This window comes from Campylobacter cuniculorum DSM 23162 = LMG 24588 (genome assembly GCF_002104335.1).
Taxonomy (GTDB): domain Bacteria; phylum Campylobacterota; class Campylobacteria; order Campylobacterales; family Campylobacteraceae; genus Campylobacter_D; species Campylobacter_D cuniculorum.
This window is the reverse complement of the sequence record NZ_CP020867.1, coordinates 1,506,263-1,526,309: the sequence shown is the minus strand read 5'-3', so window position 1 is coordinate 1,526,309 and position 20,047 is coordinate 1,506,263. Positions and strand designations below refer to the sequence as shown.

Here is a 20,047-nt window from a genome sequence, read left to right as displayed (position 1 = left end):
TTTTGATATAAAATCATGGCAAAAAAACAGCTTTCTTTAAAGCATTTAAGCATTCCTATTTTTTCGGATTTATTTTCAAAATATCTTTCTTTAATCATCAATACAGCTATGGTCTCTCAATATTCTAATTTTTTAGTTGGAGCTATGGGAGCTGGAAATCAAATTTTTGATTTATTTATCACAATTTTTAGTTTTTTGAGTGTGGGTTGTAGTGTTGTTGTTTCCCAAGCCATTGGAGCTAAGAATTCAATTTTGGCTCGAAAAGTCATTCATCAAAGCCTAACTTTAAATACATTTTTAGGACTTATTTGTGGATTTTTGATTGTCATTTTTGCAAAGGATTTGCTTGTACTCTTAAAGATTCCTAAAGAACTCATCAATGATGGGGTGATTTATTTGCAAATGTTAGGAATTTGCTTGTTTTTTGATGCAATTGGCATTGTATTGGCTGGAATCATTAGGGTTTATAACAAGGCTTATTGGGTGATGTTTTTAAGCTTTTTAATGGATATAATCATTCTTATAGGAAATTTTTACACTCTTCATTGGACAAAATTAGAGCTTTTTGGTATAGGCTTGAGCAATATTTTAGGACGCATTGTTGTAATTTTTTTGCTTTTTTTCCTGTTGATTTTTAAGCTTAAAATTCATCTTAAATTGAAAGAATTGTTTGAATTTGAAAAAAATGTTTTGAGTAAGATTTTAAACATAGGCGGTTTTTCAGCTGGAGAGAATTTGCTTTGGATTATTCAATATACTATAGCTTTTGGCTTTGTGGCGAGTTTGGGTAAAGAAAATTTAAGTGTTCAAACGATTTATTTTCAAATTTCTTTAATCATCATGCTTGTAGGACAAGCCATCAGTTTAGCCAATGAGATTATCACCGGAAAACTTGTAGGAGCAAGATATGTGAATGTGGCCTATAAACATACTTGGACGGCTTTGTATTTAAGTGTATTAGCAAGTGGAGTTGTGGCTGTGCTCAATTATGCTTTGCAAGATTTTACGATGAGTTTGCTTGATTTAAAAGAAGAGCTTAGAAAATTGATGATTCCTTTGTTTGCCCTTTCAATTTTTCTTGAAATTTCAAGGACTTTTAATATTGTTATTGTCAATGCCTTAAGAGCAAGTGGCGATGCGAAATTTCCATTTTTTAGCGGTTTGGTTTTTATGATAGGACTTTCTTTGCCTTTGGGTTTTGTGCTTTGTTTTTATGCTGGACTTGGAATTTTGGGAGTTTGGATTGGATTTTGTGCCGATGAGTTTTTAAGAGGACTTGTCAATTCTTATCGATGGAAGAGTAAAAAATGGCAAAACAAAGCTCTTGTGTGAAGAGTTTTTTCTTTAAAAATCGCGTTTTTTTCTATCAAAGAAAAAAGATTAAAAATCTTCGTTTAAAGCTTAATGAAAAAGGAGAATTTCATTTAAGCATTCCTCAATTTTGTCCTAAAAGTTTTGTCTGTGAATTTTTAGAAAAAAATGAATCTTGGATGCAAAAAGTTTTGTTGCAGTTTCAAAGGCAAAAATCTTTTTTAAAAGAAAATGAAATTTTATTTTTGGGTAAAAAATATATTTTAAATTGGGATTGTAAGTTAAACAAGACCTATTTTTCAAAAGATTGTATTTATAGCCCTTCAAGACAGGATTTTGAAAAATTTATGAGAAAAAATGCTCGAAAAATTTTTCTTACATATCTTAAAAAATGGGAAAAAATCACAGGACTTCAAAGCACACATTTAAGCATTAAAACTATGAAAACGCGTCTGGGTTCTTGCAACAGCAAAAAAGGCTATATCAATTTAAATTTAAAGCTTTTAGAAAAAAGACTTATCTTGATTGAATATGTGATTTTACACGAAATTGCACATTTAAAACATGCAAATCATGGCAGAGAATTTTATGCTTTTTTAGAAAAATTTATGCCCGATTTTAGAATGAGAGAAAAAGAATTTTAGTTTAATTTTACTTTAAAATGCTATATTTATACCCTAAATTATGTAAAAGGTTAGAATATTGATTTTAGAATTTGATTTTGAATATATAAGCCATAATGATATTTTTGAATACCTGCTTCAATTTTATGCCAAAGATTATGATTATAGTTTGCTTAGAGAAGACAATCAATATATTTTTAAAATCAAAGGAAGTCAAACAGAGCTTAGCACTTTTTGTGAATCTTTAAATGGTATGAGTAATAGCGTATTTTTAAGAAAATTTGACGTTAAAGAAGTGCAAGATTTCACCCCCTTACGACAAAGAAAGCAATATTCTTCGTTTCAATACCTTACGCATTTAAATTCAAATTCTTATGTCCAAAATCAAGCCTTGATAGAAAATGAATGGGGAGTTTTTTGTGAGCTTGATTTATCCTTTGATGGGAATGAATTCATAAAAATCAATAAAGAAAATTTTAAAAATTTATTGCAAGAGGCTTTAAAAATTTTGAAAAATCAGAAAAAAATTTGGACTAAAAATCATAAAGGCATTTATGAACTTTGTCTTTTTAATGACGATTTTACCTGTGATTTTTTAATGCCTTGCGATATTAAAGCTATCCATTCTGCTTTTGTTTGCTCTAATGAAAATTTAAAGCTTCTTGCAAGTCTTGAAAAACCTTTGATTAAGCTTAGATTTAATGCAATATTTAGAAAAAATCATCATTTAAATTTCAGTGATTTTAGAATCAAATTAGCTGAAGATTTATTGAGTTTTGCACTTTGTCATGAGCTTTGGAAGGAGGATTTTAAATTTTTAAATGTTAAAAAATTGCAAAATAAACTTGATGATTTTGAACTTTTGAGTTTAGAAGGGCAAATTTTAGTCCTTAAAGGCTTTGAATTTATAGACACTCAAGCCAAAGAGTTGATTTTTAGCAAGGAGGATAAAAATTTCGCTAGACTTTCTTATATTTTGTCGTATTTTAAACAAAATGCTTTGATTTTAGAGCTTAGCAAAGACTATGAAGATATTTTGCTCGTCAATAAGGAGCTTAATTTACTCAAACTTAAGCTTCCTAAAAATTCAAAAGAGCTTTATTGGGATATTAAAAAAGATGAGGTGGGAGCAAGACTTTTAGAGAATTTTAGCAAGGAATTTCCACTTTTAGATGAGGAATTTCCGCTTGTAAATAATAATTTTTTCTCTTTATTTTGTATTTTAGGCAAGATACTCAAGCTTGATGAAGATTTTTTAAAGGCTGGAGAAAAACTTTTAGAACTTGCGGATGGTTCTAAAATTCCAAGAGGAGTTAAGATTGATTATCGCTTAGATGAAAAGGGAAATTTTGACTATGCAAGAACCCTGCGTTCGGCTATGAGTTTTATGCTCGCAGGAGTTGAAAATACAAATATTGCTTATGGGACCCTTGAAAGTTTGGCTTATTTTTTGCGTGATATTAATGATGATTTGCGTGATAAAAAACAGATTGAAATCGCTGTGATTAGCGGTTCTTTGTTTGAATCTAAAGCCTTGCTTAAAAATTCTTTAAAGCATATAAGAAATTGTAAGTTAAGCGATGTTGCCCTTAGGATATAAACTTGAAATTTCGGGTTTGGTTCAAGGAGTTGGTTTTAGACCCTTAATCTATGAAATAGCTACGCAATTAAAACTTTTTGGTGAGGTTTATAATGATGGTTTTGGTGTTGAGATATTTTTATTGTGCGATGAAGTTAAACTGAATGAATTTATAGAAAAATTAAAAGTTCATTTACCACCCCTAGCAAGGATAGATAGGCTTAAAAGCACTTTAACCAGAGTCAAACCCTATAAAGATTTTGTCATTTCTAACTCAAAGCAAAGCCCTAAAACTGCACCTATTCTTAGTGATTTTAGTCTTTGTTTAAAATGCAAAGAAGAATTTTATAACCCTCAAAATCCTAGATTTTTATACCCTTTCATCACTTGCACACATTGTGGTCCTAGATTTTCTATTATTAAAGCCTTGCCTTATGATAGAAAAAATACAAGCATGAGTGAATTTTTAATGTGTGATTTTTGTCAAAGCGAATATGAAAATCCGCTCAACCGCCGTTTTCACGCACAACCCATTTCTTGTCCTCATTGTGAGATTAAAGTGAATTTAAAAGATACAAAGGGGCAAATTTTAGCTTCAAAAAATAAAGCCTTTGAGCTTTGTGCAAAATTTTTAAAAGAAGGAAAAATTCTAGCTGTTAAAGGAATGGGCGGATTTCATCTTATGTGTGATGCTTTGAATTTAAGTGCTTTAAAAGAATTAAGGGCAAGAAAAAGGCGTCCTAAAAAACCCTTTGCTCTCATGTGTAAGGATATAAAACAAGCTCAAAATTTAGCTTTTATTGATGAAGATGAAGCAAAATTACTTCAAAGTCCTTTAAGTCCTATTGTGCTTTTAAAGGCAAAACAAGAGCTTGAATGCATCGCTCCTGATATTGATAAAATAGGCATAATGCTTGCTTATACTCCGCTTCATCTTTTGTTGTTTGAGTATTTTGAAGGTGTTTTGGTTGCTACGAGTGCAAATTTAAGTGGCGAGAGTATTATTTTTAAAGAAGATGTTTTACTTCAAAAACTTAAGGGAATTTTTGATTTTTATTTAGATTATGAAAGAGAGATTATCAATCCAAGTGATGATAGCATTGCTCAAATCATAGGGGGTAAAACGATGTTTTTACGTACTTCTAGAGCTTTAAATCCTTGCTATATCGAGCTTGATGAGAGGGATTGTAAGCAAAGTATTTTGGCTTTAGGAGCAGAGCTTAAGAATGAATTTGTGATTTATCATCAAAATAAGCTTATCATTTCGCCCTATATAGGTGATTTAAAAAGCTTAGACACTCAAGAAAGATTTTTTTCTTTGCTTGATTTTTTTAAACAAACTTATGAATTAGAGTTCGATATGATTTTATGTGATAAACATCCGCATTTTAGTTATGTCAAGCAGTTTAAAGCTTATAAAACTTACAAAATTTCTCATCATTATGCACATTTTTGTGCTGCTTTATTTGAATTTGGCGTTGATGAAAAGGTTTTGGGTTTTATTTTTGATGGCACAGGTTATGGAGATGATGGGACAATTTGGGGCGGAGAAATCTTTTTGGGAGATTTAAAAGAATATGAAAGGATAGGACATTTTGAAAATTTTAAGTTGATTAATAGCGACATTAAAAATCTACAAAATTTGGCTTTAAGCGTGATATGGCATTATGATTTAGAAAATGAAGCAAAGGATTTTTTAGCTCAAATTCCACAAATAAAACAAAACAATCTTAAAAAAATTTATTGTAAATCCACGCTTTTAACAAGCTCTTTAGGAAGGATTATTGATGCCTTTGGTGCCATTGTTTTTAATCAAGAAAAAATATCTTATGAGGCTCAAATAGGACTTTTGTGTGAAAAATTTTATGATAAAAATCTTGATTTTTCTTATGAGCTTTCTTTTCAAAACGGGCAGATTAATTTTAAAGAAGTGATTTTAGGAGCCTTAAAAGATGAAAAGAGCAGGGCAGTTACGGGATTTTTCAATGCTTTGGCAAATTTTATGATTGAATTGAGCGAAGCATATCAAGTTAAGGTTATTTTAAGTGGAGGTGTTTTTCAAAATAAAACCTTGCTTGAAATTTTAAAAAGAAAAAAATTTGATTTTTTTGTGCCTTTGAAATTTCCTTGTAATGATAGTCAAATTGCACTCGGACAAATGGCACATTTTTTAAAATTGATAAAGATGAGTGAAATTTAATGTTTTTAGTGTAAAATGATGAAAAAATTAAGGAGTTTAAATGTGTAAGGATTGCGGTTGCTCAATCTCTCATCATAATCATGAACATTATCATGAAAATAAAAGTGAAAATCCTAGTTTAAAAGAGGAAAAAACTTTAGAAGTTTTAAGCAAAATTTTAAATAAAAACGATGAAGAAGCAAAGCACAATAGAGCCCATTTTAATGAAGCTAAGGTGCTTTGTATCAATCTTATGAGCTCACCCGGAAGCGGTAAAACAACTTTACTTGAAGAAACAATTAAGGCTTTTAAAGGCAAGATGAATATCGCTGTGATTGAAGGAGATTTAGAAACAAATAATGATTCTAAAAGAGTGAGTGAAGCGGGTGCAAAAGCTTATCAAATCACAACAGGACAAAGCTGTCATCTGGATGCTTTTATGGTGCATCAAGCTTTGCATCATTTAGAAATTAAAGATTGTGATTTGCTTTTTATTGAAAATGTTGGAAATTTGGTTTGCCCTGCAAGTTATGATTTGGGAGAACATTTAAATGTGGTTTTGCTTTCAGTTACAGAGGGAAGTGATAAACCACAAAAATATCCTGTAATGTTTAAAAAAGCGGATATAGTGCTTATAACTAAGGTGGATTTGGCTCACCATTTTGATTTTGATATAAAAGAAGCGAGTCGTTTAATCAAAGATTTAAGCCCTAAAGCAGATATTATTGCCCTTGATTCTAAAACGGGAACAAATATGGAACTTTGGTATAAATTACTTGAATTTAAAAAGGAGTTGTTTTAATGTGTCTTTCTATACCTTCTGAAATTTTAGAAATTGATGAATTTAACAATGCTTTAGTCCAAACTTTGGGCGTCAAAAGAAAAGTGAATTTGGATTTAATTGACGAACCTTTGCAAAAAGGGGATTTTGTGCTTATTCATGTGGGTGTTGCAATGGAAAAAATCGATAAAGAATCCGCGACACAAAGCATCAAAACCTATCAAGAAATCGTTCAAAAGATGCAAAGTGGAGAAATTTCTTCAGACGAAGGAGATTTGGGGTTAAATGAATTTCATCGATGAATTTAGAGATAAAAATACCATTTTAGCTTTAAAAAAGGCTATAGAAGAGAAGCTCACTCAAGATATTAATATTATGGAAATTTGCGGAGGACATACGCATAGCATTATGAAATATGCTCTGCCGTCTATTTTGCCAAAGCAAATTAATTTCATTCATGGACCCGGCTGTCCCGTGTGTGTGATGCCAAGAAATCGCATTGATACAGCCATTAAACTTGCTTCAATGCAAGATGTGATATTTTGCACTTTGGGAGATTTGTTAAGGGTTCCGGGAAGTTCTATGTCTTTATTAGATTTAAGAGCAAAAGGAGCCGATGTTAGAGCTCTTTATTCTCCGCTTGATGTTTTACGAATCGCTTTGCAAAATCCGGCAAAAAAAGTGATTTTCTTTGCCATAGGTTTTGAAACAACAACTCCTATGAGTGCTTTACTCTTGCAAAAAGTGATAGAACAAAAGATTGAAAATGTCTTTTTTCATATCAATCATATCGTCGTACCAGCTCCGATTGAAGCGATTATGAGCGATGAAAATGTTAAAATTGATGCCTTTTTAGGACCCTCTCATGTGAGCGTGATTACAGGTTATCATATTTATGAGCCTTTGGCTGAAAAATTTCGCACTCCTATTGTTGTGAGTGGTTTTGAGCCTGTTGATATTATGGAGAGTGTTTTTAATATTGTCTTACAGATGAATGCTAAAAGTGCTAAGGTTCATAATCAATACAAAAGAGCTGTGAGTTATGAGGGAAATGTTAAGGCACAAAATTTAGTTAAATATTATTTTGAGCCCTGTGATTTTGAATTTAGGGGGCTTGGTTTGATTAAAAAAGGCGGTTTAAAACTTAAAGATGAATTTGCAAAATACGATGCAAGTAAGCAATTTGACTGCGAAGTTGTGAGCAAAAATGAAAACAAAGCCTGTATTTGCGGACAAATTTTAAGAGGTTTAGCTAAACCTTATGATTGCAAAGTCTTTGGTAAGGCTTGCACCCCAAAAAGTCCTATAGGAAGTTGCATGGTTTCAGGTGAGGGAGCTTGTGCAGCTTATTATAAATACTCAAAAGTCAATTGAATTGATATTTTAAAAGAATGAAAATTGAGTATAATTTAAGGCTAAAAAATTAAATCATTTCGAAAGGAGAAAAAATGTTGAAAATTTTTAGAAAAATCAAAAAAAGGCTTAGGGGGGGGGGATTTACATTGATGAAATAAAAAATGAGCTTTTAAAACTTCAAAAACAAAATTCTCAATTAAAAAATGAACTCTTAAAACTTCAAGAACAAGATTCACTCGTCTACCAAGCACTTATAGAAGCCAACGGAGACAAACTTAATTTTGTTTTCAATAGCATTTACAGGGCTAATTTATGGGGATGCGGTTCAGGACCTGGAAGCAATGAAGAATTATGTGCAGATTATGTGAATTTCTTACAAAATTTTTTTAAAGAAAAGAAAATTTCAGAGGTGGTTGATTGTGGTTGTGGAGATTGGCAGTTTTCTAAAAATATTGATTTTAGTGGTATTGAGTATAAGGGTTTTGATGTAGCAAGTTTTGTGATAGAACAAAATATCAATCGATTCCAAAAAGAAAATATCAATTTTTTCCTTTACGATGGAAATTTTAATTCTCTTCCAAGTGCAGATTTACTGATTTGCAAAGATGTTTTACAGCATTTAAACAATATAAAAATTAATGAATTCATCGCTAATTTATCGCGTTTTAAATTCGCTCTTATTACAAATGATATTGCTGAAAATGTTAATTCTGATTGTCTTAATGGTCGATACAGAGCTCTTGATTTAAGAAAAGCACCTTTTAATCTCCCGTTAAAAGTCGTTTTTGAAATTACCAGAATGCCAAAGGCTCCAAATATGCTGACAATGTTATGGGAAAATCCTAAATTTAAGTGAGTTTTTTAATAAATTTTGCTAAAATTGTTTCATTTGCTAAAACCATAATTTTAGCTTTAGAATTTTTAATAAAAATAAAGTCTATTAAGGATACACAATGAAACAAATTTCACTTGCACACGGCGGTGGTGGCGAAGAGATGAACGAGCTTTTATCTCAAATGTTTAAGATTTTTGATAATGAAATTTTAAAAGCAAGTAATGATGCTGCAATTTTAGGGGATTTAGCCTTAAGTACAGATTCTTTTGTTTTAAATCCTATTTTTTTAGACGATGAGATTAATATAGGAAAACTTTGTGTTTGTGGTTCAGTGAATGATATTTTAATGGTAGGAGCTGAACCTCAATTTTTAAGCTTAGCTTTGATTTTAGAAGAGGGTTTTGAGCTTTTAAAACTTGAAAAAATTTTAAATTCCATAAAAAAAGAATGCGATAAATGCGGAGTTTTGCTTGTGTGCGGGGACACAAAAGTTGTACCAAAAGGCAATGGAGATGAAATTTATATCAACACCACAGCTTTAGGAAAAATCATTTCTAAAAAAGAAACTCAAAACATTAAAGAGGGGCTAAGCATTCTAGTATCAGGTGATATTGGAAGACATGGAGCGAGTGTTTTGATTAAAAGAAATGATTTAGAAGCAAACATTCAAAGCGATTGCAAGAATTTAAAAGATGAGGTTTTAGGGCTTTTAAAACAGGATATTAAGGTCGTTGCAATGCGTGATGCTACAAGAGGGGGATTGAGTGCGGTGCTTAATGAATGGGCAAAGCAGAGTGGAAATGATTTATTGATTTTTGAGGAAAATATAAAGATTAAAGATGAGGTTTTAGGGCTTTGTGAGCTTTTTGGTTATGAGCCTTATGAACTTGCAAATGAAGGGACTTTCGTGCTTTGTGTGGAAAAAAGTGATGAATTAAAAGCCTTAGAATTTTTAAGACAATTCAACCCTAATGCGAGCATTATCGGTAAGGTTTTAGGCGAAAAAAAATCTCGCGTGATTTTAGAAAATTCCTTTGGAGCAAAACGTTTCTTAGAAACACCAAAGGGAGAACTTTTACCAAGAATTTGCTAATGCATGAATTAAGCATAGTGCAATCTTTAATCGAACTTTGTGAGCAAAATGCTTTGAATCACAATGCAAAACTCATCAAAGAAGTGCAAGTTAAAATAGGAAGATTAAGCGGTGTGGAACCTGAGCTTTTTCAAAGATGCTTTGAAACCTTTAAAGAAAGTTGTGTGTATTGTAAAGAAGCAAAACTTACAATCCAAAACGCTGAACTTGAAATTTTATGTTTAAGTTGTCATAAAGAAAGCATTTTAAAGGAAAATGTATTTAAATGTCCGCATTGCCAAAGTATTGATTTTAAGATACTTAGCGGAGAAGATTTGCATTTAATGCGTCTTGTGATGGAGTGATTTAACCCTTTAAAATGCGGACAAGTTTTAAGAGTTCACAGATGAGAAATTCTTTTTTAGAAAGCTTAGAATTAGTTTTTAGCTCATATTCTGTTGTCAAAAGTAAATTAAAAATTTCCTTATATTGCTCAATCTTCAAACTAAATGCCATAAAATTTAGACTTTGTGCTACTTTTGGAGGCGGAACATAGGCTAATATTTCTTTAAAATCAACTCTTCCATGAATTTTTGCATACAAAGCGATTTTAAAAAGCCTAAAGAAATTATGGAGCAAAAAATTTAGAAAAGCGATTTCATTTGAATGGTCTAAAATTTTTTCAAGCTCTGTTTTTAAATGTTCTTTTTTTAAAAGTTTTTCGAAAAAATGCTCAAAACTTCCTGTATCCAAGCTGTAGCAGTATTCTTTAATCTTTTTTTCATCAAGCTCTAAACCTTCAAATTTATTAAGCTCCGCAGCGGCAAGATATAAATTTTCATCAAAACTTTCAAAGAGAGTAAAAAGGGCATTTTGTGTGCATTGTATCCCAAGATTTTTCGCTTTAAGCTCTAAAAGCTCAATGGCTTCTTTAGGATTTGAAATTTGGAAAAATCTTGCAAAATTATGGGCAAAAATTTTCTCAAGTTCATTTTGTTTTGAATTCTCATCATAAAGCTCTAAAATTAAAAAATTGTCTTGATTCTTTTGACAAAGTTCTATTAAAGCTTTAAGCTCTTTTGTGTTTGGTTTTTTGTTTAATTTAAGCTCCAAAAGTTTTTTTTCACTAAAAAGTGAGCCTAAAGCCAAAAAATCACTCGCTTGAGCAAAATTATATTCTTCAAAATACACCTTTAAACTTTCATCAGCAAGGTATTTTTTTTTGATAAAATCCGCATAAAGCTCGATTTGAAAATTATCTCCCCCATAAAGAAGAAAAAAATTTGGAAAATTGTCTTTAGTCAATAAAAGTTGTAAATCCTTTTTATACATTATTTATCCCTCCTCTAAAATTTGAGTGATGCGTCCGAAAATTTTTGCCATCACTATATCCGCATCGGTGATTAAAATTTCAACCTTTTGAAGTAAATTGATTTTAGAATCACTTAAAATAATCTCTGCTCCTTTGATTTCATCATCAAGTTTTGCTAGAGTTATATTTGTATTTTCTACAATCACAGCCTTGAATTTTTTACCCCTATTTTTCAAAGCCCATCTTGCAAATTTTCTGCTTAAAAAATCATTTGCAACCCTATCCGCTTCTCTTTCTAAAAGGCTTAAATTTTCGCAAGTACTCTGTATGTTTAAAAGCAGATATTGAAATAATTTTTCATCTTTTTTCATCTTAGCCTTCAAAAGTCTGTGTAAAATCAAATCAGAATATCTCCTAATCGGACTTGTAAAATGAGTATATCTTTGAAAACCCAAACCAAAATGTCCAGCATTTATGCTTGAATACTCCGCCTTTTTTTGTGCTTTAATGATGAGTTTATCAAGCTCTGCCCTTAGATTAAGTGTGTCAGCTAGGCTTTGTATATCACGGATGAGTTCGGGCAAATGAGACTTAAATTTGACATTGATTCCTAAACTTGCAAGCTCATTGAGAAGTTTTTCGATTTTTTTTAAATCCGCACTGAGATGATTCCTAAAAATTCCTATATCAATAAGCTTTGCAGCAGCTTTATTAGCCAAGAGCATACAATCTTCGATGAGATTATGAGAAGGCGTGGATTTTTCGTAATTTGTGCTTTTTAAGGCTAAATTTTCATCTAAAACCATTCTTAATTCTTCAGTTTTAAACTCAAAAGCATTTTCAAGTCTTTTTTTTCTTAAAAGACGCGTGAGTTTTTCGAGTTTATAAAGCCAAGAAAATTCTGCTAAATCCGCTTTTTTTTCTAATAATTTATCGACTTCATCGTAATTAAAACGACGTTTAGAATGAATGATAGCCTCAAAAAGCTCTTCTTTTATAGGTTCTAAATTTTGATTTAAAATGATTTTAAAGCAATACACCAAACGATCCACATCCGGCTTTAAAGAACAAATATTTTCACTCAAAGCAGGGGGCAACATCGGTATAGCAATATGAGGAAAATAAATTGAAAACCCCCTCGCTCTAGCCTCTTTATCTATCGCACTATAGGCAAAAACATACTCGCTCACATCAGCAATGGCGACATAAATCGCATTTTCTTGCTCATTATAATAAATCGCATCATCAAAATCTTTAGCATGAATGGGGTCTATAGTACAAAAACTCAAAGCTCTTAAATCTTTACGATTTTTATACATATTTGCATCGACAAAATCCCCATTTGCTAGAGATTCTTTAATGCAAGTTTCACTAAATTCAACATTTTTATTAAAAAGTGCGAGGGAGATTTTTTCATCAATTTTTTCATCATCAATATGCCCTAAGACTTCTAAAATGCGATTTTCTTGATTTTCTATCTTTAGTATGGTGCCTAAAGGCAAAGCTTTTAAAGATTTTTGAGAAGCCTTTAAAGCAACGCTTAAACCGGTTTTTATATCCATTCCAAGAACGGCTTGTCCGTATTTTTTAGTGATAACAATAGAATTTTTATTCGCTCTTTGTAAGATGAGAATGATTTTTGCACTTTGACGCTTTTTTTTAAAATTTAAGAGTTTTGCAACGACTATATCTTTATAATTTGCCCCTTTTAAATGCTTATTTTCTATCAATAAATCTCTTTCATAGTTTTCATCAAAACATTTTAAAAAGCCTATTGCTTTACTCGAAATATCAAGCTCTCCAAATACAAAGCCGTCATTAAGATAAAATTTATTTTTATATTCTTTGATGATATTATTTTTTAAAAGTTCTCTTAGAATTTGTTTTTCTTCAGCCTTAATTTCATTTGCACTGATGCCGTAATTTAGTTTATTTAGAAATTCTTTCACTGCTTTGCTCTGTAAATTTTTAGAAATTCTTACATAAACTTTATAAAAAAAATATGAAATTATAGTTTGTTTCGCTATAATGCTAATTTTATAATAAAAACAAGGAGAAATAAATGGCTGTTGTGGTTTATTATGATAAAGATTGTGATTTGAAATTAATCCAATCCAAAAAAGTGGCAATTATAGGCTTTGGTTCGCAAGGACACGCTCATGCAATGAATTTAAGAGACAATGGAGTGAGTGTTATCATAGGACTTAGAGAGGGCGGAGCGAGTTGGCAAAAGGCTAAAAATGCAGGTTTTGAAGTAAAAAAAGTTGATGAGGCAACAAAAGAAGCCGATGTGATTATGATTTTAGCTCCGGATGAAATTCAAGCTGATATTTTTAACGCTCAAATCAAACCAAATTTAACTGAAGGCAAGGCTATTGCTTTTGCACATGGTTTTAATATACATTATGGACAAATCATTGCTCCAAAGGGAATTGATGTGATTATGATTGCTCCAAAAGCTCCCGGACACACAGTGCGCAATGAATTTACTTTAGGAGGTGGAACACCTTGTTTGATTGCCATCCATCAAGATGAGAGTAAAAATGCTAAAAACATTGCTCTAAGCTATGCAAGTGCAATCGGCGGAGGAAGAACCGGAATCATTGAAACAACCTTTAAAGCTGAAACAGAGACAGATCTTTTTGGCGAACAAGCAGTGCTTTGTGGAGGTTTAACGGCTCTCATTCAAGCGGGTTTTCAGACCTTAGTTGAAGCAGGATACGAACCTGAAATGGCTTATTTTGAATGTTTGCACGAGATGAAACTCATTGTGGATTTAATCTATCAAGGAGGCATTGCAGATATGAGGTATTCTATCTCAAATACTGCTGAATATGGAGATTATATCACTGGGGCTAAAATCATCACTGAAGAGAGCAAAAAGGCAATGAAAGCCGTTTTAAAAGACATACAAAATGGTGTTTTTGCTAAGGATTTTATCCTCGAAAAGCGAGCAGGTTTTGCGAGAATGCACGCTGAACGCAAAAATATGAATGATTCTTTGATTGAAAAAACCGGTAGAAATTTAAGGGCGATGATGCCTTGGATTAGTGCTAAAAAATTAATTGATAAAGATAAAAACTAAATTGTCTCAAAAAAGCTTAATCCAAATACAAAGATTTTTGGTTATTGTTATACTTTTTTTAGTGTGTGTGGCTTTGATATTATTGATTTTAAACAAATATCAAAGCACACAAAAACTTGCTTTTAACTCTCCTCATCAAGAGCAAAATTTATCAACCCCCCAAACTCTTGATGAAAAGAGCGACAATCCCTTTAAGCAGATTTATTATGAAAAATTCATTTCAAAGGATTTTAATCAAAGCGAAAATTTAGAGCAAAATTTAAGTCCTTTACCTTTAGCAAATTCTTTTTTGCAAGAATCAGAACAGAATTCAACTTTAATTCAAATTCATCAAACTTGGCTTGAAAACAATATATCTAAAGAATTAAACCAAAGTTTTGAAAAATTTCAAAACAATTTAGCAGGTTTAAATGCTAAGGATTTAAATCAAACGCAGCAGAATTTAAATTCAAATCAACAAGAACAAAATTTAAACGTTTTAAAAACCGGACAATTAGATTTTCAAAAGACTCCTCCAAAACTTGCTATCATCATTGATGATATGTCAAATGAAAAGCAAGTTAAGAATTTAAAGGCTCTTAATTTAAAAATCACCCCTTCTTTTTTTCCTCCCGATAAAACGCATAAAAATACAGCTAAACTTGCTTTGAAATTTGATTTTTATATGGTGCATTTGCCTTTGGCAGCACTGCATTATAAAAAAGTTGAAATGGATACCTTAAATCCAAATGACAGCGAAAAAAGAATTTCTAAAAAAATTGCGAGTCTTAAAGAAAATTTCAAAGATTTAAAATACATCAATAATCACACAGGAAGTTTATTTACAAGCGATGAAATAGCGATGAGGAAGCTTTATAAGGCTTTGAGCGAAAAAGGTTTTATTTTTGTTGATTCTAAAACCATAGAGCATTCTAAAGTAGAAAAAATTGCTAAGGAATTTGGGAAAATTTATATTAAAAGAGATATATTTTTGGATAATGAAGATAATCTTGCCGCGATTAAAAAACAAATTCAAAAAGCTGTAAATCTTGCTAATAAAGAAGGCTTTGCTATTGCAATAGGACATCCTAAAAAAAATACTTTTAAAGCCTTAGAAGAAAGCAAAGATTTGCTCAAAAGTGTTAAACTTGTCTATTTGAGTGAAGTTTATGGAGAATAAAAGCGTTCCTAAGGATTTTTTGCATCTTTTTAAAAATTTAAATACAAGCCCTAAAAAGCTTTATTACAAAGGAAATTTGGAGCTTTTAAATCGAAGAAAAATTGCAATCATAGGCTCAAGAAAAATGAGCGTCTATACTAGAAATTGTGTTTTAGAACTTGCAAGTTTGTGCAAAAGGGCTGAAATTTGTGTTGTCAGTGGGGGAGCTTTGGGTGTGGATATTACCGCAAATAAAGCTGCTATGCCCTTGAGTATAGGAATTTTTGCAAACGGCTTAGGACGCATTTATCCTAAAAGCAATGAAAGAATCATCAAAGAACTCTATACAAATGCTTTGGCTTTAAGTGAGCAAGAATGGGATTATACCCCTAAAAGATACGATTTTTTGCTTAGAAATCGCTTGATTATCGCGTTGAGTGAAGCAGTGGTTATCGCACAGGCGGATTTTCAAAGCGGTTCTATGCAAAGTGCAAGACTTGCTTTAAAAATGCAAAAACCTCTCTATGTCTTACCTCAAAGATTAGGAGAAAGTGAGGGAACAAATTGGCTTTTAAAAGAAAATAAAGCGAAATTAATCACTGATTTTAAAGAATTTGTTTTAAATTTTGGAGAAATTAAAGAGCAAAACCAAGATGAATTCTTAGAATTTTGTGCTAAAGGAGTGAGTTTGGAACAGGCTTTAAAACATTTTGGAGAAAAGGTTTATGAATATGAACTTGAAGGAAAAATCGCTATCAATGGCGTTTTTATAAGGGTTTTAGTATGAAAGCTTTGGCTTTGGATTTAGGTTTAAAACGTATAGGTCTCGCACTTTGTGTTGATAAAAAAATCGCCCTACCTTTGAAAGGAATTTTACGCAAAAATCGCCAACAAGCTGCTGAAGAAATCAAAAAAATCCTCCTCATGCATGAAATTTCTTTGCTGATTGTAGGCATCCCAAAGGGTGGTAGCAGTGAAGAAATTATGCAAAAACGCATCCAACATTTTGTCTCTTTACTTGAATTTAAAGGTGAAATCGTCTTTGTTGATGAAAGTTATACCAGTCGCGAGGCTTTAAAATTTGGCACAATCAATTCTAAAAACAAAGATACAAAGCTTGATTCTTTAGCAGCTTTGGTGATGATAAAGGATTATTTTGCACTTTGATTTTAAAAATTTATAAGATTATTAAACTTAACTCATTTAGATTAAAAAGTTTTAAAATTAACAAAACTTCTGAAAAATAAAAATTTATTAATTTTTTAAACTCTTTATTTTGTGTTAAAAATCTTAAAATACAAAACATATTTTAGAAAAAAGTATATATAAAATGCTTTATAGTGGATTTTAATCAAGTTTTTGAAGCTTAAAAAATATAAATATTTAAAAATAACTCATTTTATTTAATCATTCAATTAAAATTTGAATTAAAGATTATAAAACAAATGACGATATAGAATTGAACTTTTAAAAATATTGTGTAAAAACCCACGAAAGTGGGTTTCTTTGTTTTATTGTTTTTCATTTTTGTTTGGATTGTTTTTTCAAGCGAAATAAGTTCGCTTTTTATGTTTAAAATAAAAATTTATATAATTTTGTAAAATATAAACTTTATTATATTATTTAAAATGAAATATTTTGTTTCAATAAAATATAAGTGGTATATAACAAAAATAAGTCTGATTTTAATTTACTTAAATCTTAAAAATAACTTCAATATAGGCTTAAACAAAACTTTATTTTTATAAAATAATCCTTTTTTAGTAGTATAGTTTAAATTCATAAAAAAGCTTAAAAATTAATAAATATTTTTTATAAAAATTCAAAACTTAAAGTGCTATTTTTTGGTATTTTGATGAGAAAATCACAGCGTGAAAAGGCTGTGAATAACCTCTAAAATTTTTTTAGCTTAAAGTATAAACTTATTTATATCTTAAATACAAAAAAATTAAAAATCAAATTTTTATATGTAAAAAATTATCATTCTTGTATTTTTTTAATCTTTGGTGCAATCACAAAACGGCAATAAGAATTATTGGGATTTTTTTTGAAATAATGTTGATGATAATCTTCAGCTTTGTAGTATTTTTTGAGCTTATAAAGCTTTGTAACAATCGGCAAAGAATAATTTTCTTGCTGTTTGTTTAAAAAATCTTCAATGCTTTTTTTATCCTCTTCATTTTCATAAAAAATTGCTGAACGATATTGTATCCCCACATCAGCACCTTGTTTATCTACACTTGTAGGATCGTGCATTTTAAAAAAGATTTCTAAAATTTTTTCTAAAGAAATTTGTTTTTCATCAAAATCAATTTTCGCAACTTCTATATTCCCATCTCCTCTAGAAACACTTTCATAGCTCGGATTGTCTTTACCTCCGCTGTATCCCACTTCAGTGTGAGTTACACCTTGCACATTTTCAAAAACTGCTTCGACGCACCAAAAACAACCTCCACCTAAAATAATGCTTTTTTGTGTAGCATTTGCCATACTTAGCATGAAAATCACTCCTAGTAAAATTCTTTTCATTTTATTTTCCTTATTAAAATAAAAGAAGTATAGAATAAAATTTTAAATCAATTAAAATTCTAAATATTGAGCAAGATTTTATTGTATTTTTAAATATTTAACCCCGATAAAGGGGTTAAATTGTTTTTTATATTCATTTCAATTTAATCTAAGCTTTTCATATCGATGACAAACCTAAAATCTGCTTCACCCTTAGCAATTTTTTGATAAGCTTCATTAAGCTCTTGTATAGAGATAAGTTCAATTTTTGGATAAATTTTATTTTGAACTGAATAATCAAGCATTTCTTGAGTCTCCTTAATGCCTCCGATTAAAGAAGTGTAGATTTTTTTATTTTGAAATTGCCAGATAAAGCGATTTGTATCGAAGTGAGGCGATTCTTTAGATGCAGGTAAGCCCACAATTGCCATTTCTCCGCCAAATTTTAGCATTTTATGATAATCGTTTAAATCATAATAATACGGAATCGTTGAAATGATAAAATCAAATCGATTTGCAATGTTTTTAAATTCTTCACTTTTAACATCTATAAATTCTTTAGCTCCAAGTTTTAAACAAGCTTCTTTTTTACTTGGTAAAATATCAAAACAAGTTACTTCTGCCCCCAAAGCAACCATATATTGTAAAGCCATATGCCCTAAACCACCAACACCAGCTACAGCAACTTTATCACCTTTTTTAACGCGACTGAATTTTATAGGAGAATAAGTTGTAATTCCTGCACAAAGCAAAGGTGCGACTTTTTCAATCTCAGCATTTTTTGGAATTTTGATTGCAAATTTTTCACTTAAAACAATATTATTAGAATATCCTCCGTAAGTGATTTCATTATTATGAAAAACATCTTTGCTGTTATAGGTAAAGATGGTTTTTGCATTCATACAATATTGCTCTTTGCTTTGTTTGCAAGCCTCGCATTCACCACAAGAATTCACCATACAACCAACTCCGGCATAATCCCCGATTTTAAACTTACTCACCTTTTTTCCAACAGCTACAACCTCGCCTACAATCTCATGTCCGGGAACCATAGGATAGTTTGGCATAGCATGATCACCTTTAACAGCGTGTAAATCACTATGGCAAATTCCAGTGTATTGTATTTGTATTAAAATATCGTTTTCTCCCAAAGGATGTCGCGTAAAAGAAAAAGGTTTAAAATTCCATTCTTTACTAAAAGCCGCGTAGCCTTTAGCAGGAATTCTTTCACCTTCTTTAAAAACAAACTTTGAAGAAGTATGAGCAAAAAGAGGATAAGCTGCAAACCCCATTGCGGCTAAGCCTCCGGTGATTTTAGCTGAATTTTTTAAAAATTTTCTTCTTTGTATATCTTTCATCAATGCATCCTTTTTTATCAATCCACCCAAGAAAAATAGCTCTTATTTTGGTCAAGTTTTCTTAAATTTTCTCTATCTTGCGTCTCTAAAGTAAAATCAAAAATATCTAAATTTTCTTTCATTCTTTCTTTGCGTGATGTTTTAGGGATAAGAGCAATATTTTCTTCATTTAAAAAACGCAAAATGATTTGAGCAGGAGTTTTTCCATATTTTTTACTTAAATTTTGCACTAAATCATTTTCAAACACTTCTTTTCTTCCCGCTATAAAAGGACTCCAGCTTTGCAAAATTGTTTCTTTCATAGCAGCTCTTAAAGCCTTTTGCTGATAAAATAAATGTGTTTGACATTGATTGATTGTTGGCATAATTTCAACTTCTTTAATGAATAAAGCGTAAGCATTTGCATTGAAATTTGAAATTCCAAGAGCCTTGATAAGCCCTTGTTTGTAGGCTTCTTGCATAGCTTCATAGATTTCTTTACTTCTAGAATAATTATCATGAATTAAAAGCAAATCAAGATAATCAGTTTGCAGCTCATCTAAGGCTCTGTGAATGATATTTTTTGCCTCTGAAAAACTCGCATTTTGAGAAATTTTAGTTTCCAAAAAAAGCTCTTTTCTAGGCATTTGCTTGATGGCATTTCCTATTTCTCTTTGATTTGCATACATTTGTGCGGTATCAAAGAGCCTGTATCCGCATTCTAAAGCATCTTTGATTGCCCTTTCGCATTCTTTTCCACGCAAAGCATAAGTTCCAAGTCCAAGTGCAGGCATTTTTACACCATTATTTAAAGTCATCATTTGCATTTTTTCTCCATTTTCCGCAAAGAGCGTATGAGTGCCTAAAACACTCAAAACCCCGGCGAATTTAGCTGATTTTTTTAAAAAATCCCGTCTTTTCATCTTGAATT

At 30.8% G+C, this 20,047-nt stretch carries 19 protein-coding genes; 14 read left to right on the top strand and 5 right to left on the bottom strand.

From position 1 onward, the window contains the following. Positions 1-15 precede the first annotated feature (15 nt). The 10 genes from CCUN_RS07455 (at position 16) to hypA (ending at position 10,101) form a co-directional block, all read left to right on the top strand. Positions 16-1,332: an MATE family efflux transporter gene (locus tag CCUN_RS07455; protein ID WP_027305136.1), complete on the top strand. Its 1,317-nt coding sequence runs from the start codon at positions 16-18 to the stop codon at positions 1,330-1,332. Next, positions 1,308-1,955, top strand: coding sequence for a M48 family metallopeptidase (locus CCUN_RS07450; RefSeq protein ID WP_027305137.1), 648 nt, complete (start codon positions 1,308-1,310; stop codon positions 1,953-1,955). The genes CCUN_RS07455 and CCUN_RS07450 overlap by 25 nt, the downstream gene beginning before the upstream one ends. Positions 1,956-2,013: 58 nt before the next feature. Beyond that, on the top strand, positions 2,014-3,534 hold the full coding sequence (locus tag CCUN_RS07445) for a hypothetical protein (protein WP_027305138.1): 1,521 nt from the start codon (positions 2,014-2,016) through the stop codon (positions 3,532-3,534). Next, positions 3,515-5,713: a carbamoyltransferase HypF gene (gene hypF, locus CCUN_RS07440; RefSeq protein WP_027305139.1), complete on the top strand. Its 2,199-nt coding sequence runs from the start codon at positions 3,515-3,517 to the stop codon at positions 5,711-5,713. The genes CCUN_RS07445 and hypF overlap by 20 nt, the downstream gene beginning before the upstream one ends. Positions 5,714-5,753: 40 nt before the next feature. Further along, the gene (gene hypB / locus CCUN_RS07435; protein ID WP_027305140.1) at positions 5,754-6,494 is read left to right on the top strand and encodes a hydrogenase nickel incorporation protein HypB; all 741 of its coding nucleotides are present in this window, start codon (positions 5,754-5,756) and stop codon (positions 6,492-6,494) included. After that, positions 6,494-6,775, top strand: a complete 282-nt coding sequence (locus CCUN_RS07430; protein WP_027305141.1) for a HypC/HybG/HupF family hydrogenase formation chaperone — start codon at positions 6,494-6,496, stop codon at positions 6,773-6,775. Before hypB ends, CCUN_RS07430 begins: the two co-directional genes overlap by 1 nt. Further along, the gene (hypD, locus tag CCUN_RS07425; protein WP_027305142.1) at positions 6,759-7,847 is read left to right on the top strand and encodes a hydrogenase formation protein HypD; all 1,089 of its coding nucleotides are present in this window, start codon (positions 6,759-6,761) and stop codon (positions 7,845-7,847) included. Before CCUN_RS07430 ends, hypD begins: the two co-directional genes overlap by 17 nt. Before the next feature lie 346 nt (positions 7,848-8,193). Then, a complete protein-coding gene (locus CCUN_RS07420) occupies positions 8,194-8,685 on the top strand; it encodes a class I SAM-dependent methyltransferase (protein ID WP_051521672.1) in 492 nt (163 codons plus the stop codon). A 97-nt stretch (positions 8,686-8,782) separates the two neighbouring features. After that, positions 8,783-9,757, top strand: a complete 975-nt coding sequence (gene hypE / locus CCUN_RS07415) for a hydrogenase expression/formation protein HypE (RefSeq protein WP_027305143.1) — start codon at positions 8,783-8,785, stop codon at positions 9,755-9,757. Further along, positions 9,757-10,101 carry a hydrogenase maturation nickel metallochaperone HypA gene (gene hypA / locus CCUN_RS07410; RefSeq protein ID WP_027305144.1) on the top strand — a complete coding sequence of 115 codons (345 nt, stop codon included), beginning with the start codon at positions 9,757-9,759 and terminating at the stop codon, positions 10,099-10,101. Before hypE ends, hypA begins: the two co-directional genes overlap by 1 nt. A gap of 1 nt (position 10,102) precedes the next feature. Here hypA and CCUN_RS07405 read toward each other — a convergent pair whose 3' ends face one another. Then, positions 10,103-11,068 carry a DNA polymerase III subunit delta gene (locus CCUN_RS07405; protein ID WP_027305145.1) on the bottom strand — a complete coding sequence of 322 codons (966 nt, stop codon included), beginning with the start codon at positions 11,066-11,068 and terminating at the stop codon, positions 10,103-10,105. A gap of 3 nt (positions 11,069-11,071) precedes the next feature. Continuing rightward, positions 11,072-12,997: an RNB domain-containing ribonuclease gene (locus CCUN_RS07400; RefSeq protein WP_027305146.1), complete on the bottom strand. Its 1,926-nt coding sequence runs from the start codon at positions 12,995-12,997 to the stop codon at positions 11,072-11,074. A 113-nt stretch (positions 12,998-13,110) separates the two neighbouring features. Between CCUN_RS07400 and ilvC the strand changes: the two genes are divergently transcribed. From ilvC to ruvX, 4 genes are read left to right on the top strand one after another with little or no spacing between them, the layout of a single operon-like run. Beyond that, a complete protein-coding gene (gene ilvC, locus CCUN_RS07395) occupies positions 13,111-14,133 on the top strand; it encodes a ketol-acid reductoisomerase (RefSeq protein WP_027305147.1) in 1,023 nt (340 codons plus the stop codon). A gap of 1 nt (position 14,134) precedes the next feature. After that, positions 14,135-15,292 (top strand): divergent polysaccharide deacetylase family protein, encoded by a 1,158-nt coding sequence (locus CCUN_RS07390; protein WP_027305148.1) that lies wholly within the window; start codon positions 14,135-14,137, stop codon positions 15,290-15,292. Further along, positions 15,282-16,058 (top strand): DNA-processing protein DprA, encoded by a 777-nt coding sequence (locus CCUN_RS07385; RefSeq protein WP_027305149.1) that lies wholly within the window; start codon positions 15,282-15,284, stop codon positions 16,056-16,058. Before CCUN_RS07390 ends, CCUN_RS07385 begins: the two co-directional genes overlap by 11 nt. Continuing rightward, a complete protein-coding gene (ruvX, locus tag CCUN_RS07380; protein ID WP_027305150.1) occupies positions 16,055-16,438 on the top strand; it encodes a Holliday junction resolvase RuvX in 384 nt (127 codons plus the stop codon). Before CCUN_RS07385 ends, ruvX begins: the two co-directional genes overlap by 4 nt. An 813-nt stretch (positions 16,439-17,251) precedes the next feature. Here ruvX and msrA read toward each other — a convergent pair. From msrA to CCUN_RS07365, 3 genes are all read right to left on the bottom strand, one after another. After that, positions 17,252-17,761, bottom strand: coding sequence for a peptide-methionine (S)-S-oxide reductase MsrA (gene msrA / locus CCUN_RS07375; RefSeq protein WP_084483656.1), 510 nt, complete (start codon positions 17,759-17,761; stop codon positions 17,252-17,254). A 182-nt stretch (positions 17,762-17,943) separates the two neighbouring features. Next, the gene (locus CCUN_RS07370) at positions 17,944-19,071 is read right to left on the bottom strand and encodes an NAD(P)-dependent alcohol dehydrogenase (RefSeq protein ID WP_051521675.1); all 1,128 of its coding nucleotides are present in this window, start codon (positions 19,069-19,071) and stop codon (positions 17,944-17,946) included. Between the two features lie 83 nt (positions 19,072-19,154). Beyond that, positions 19,155-20,039, bottom strand: coding sequence for an aldo/keto reductase (locus tag CCUN_RS07365; RefSeq protein ID WP_232087686.1), 885 nt, complete (start codon positions 20,037-20,039; stop codon positions 19,155-19,157). Positions 20,040-20,047: the final 8 nt, after the last annotated feature.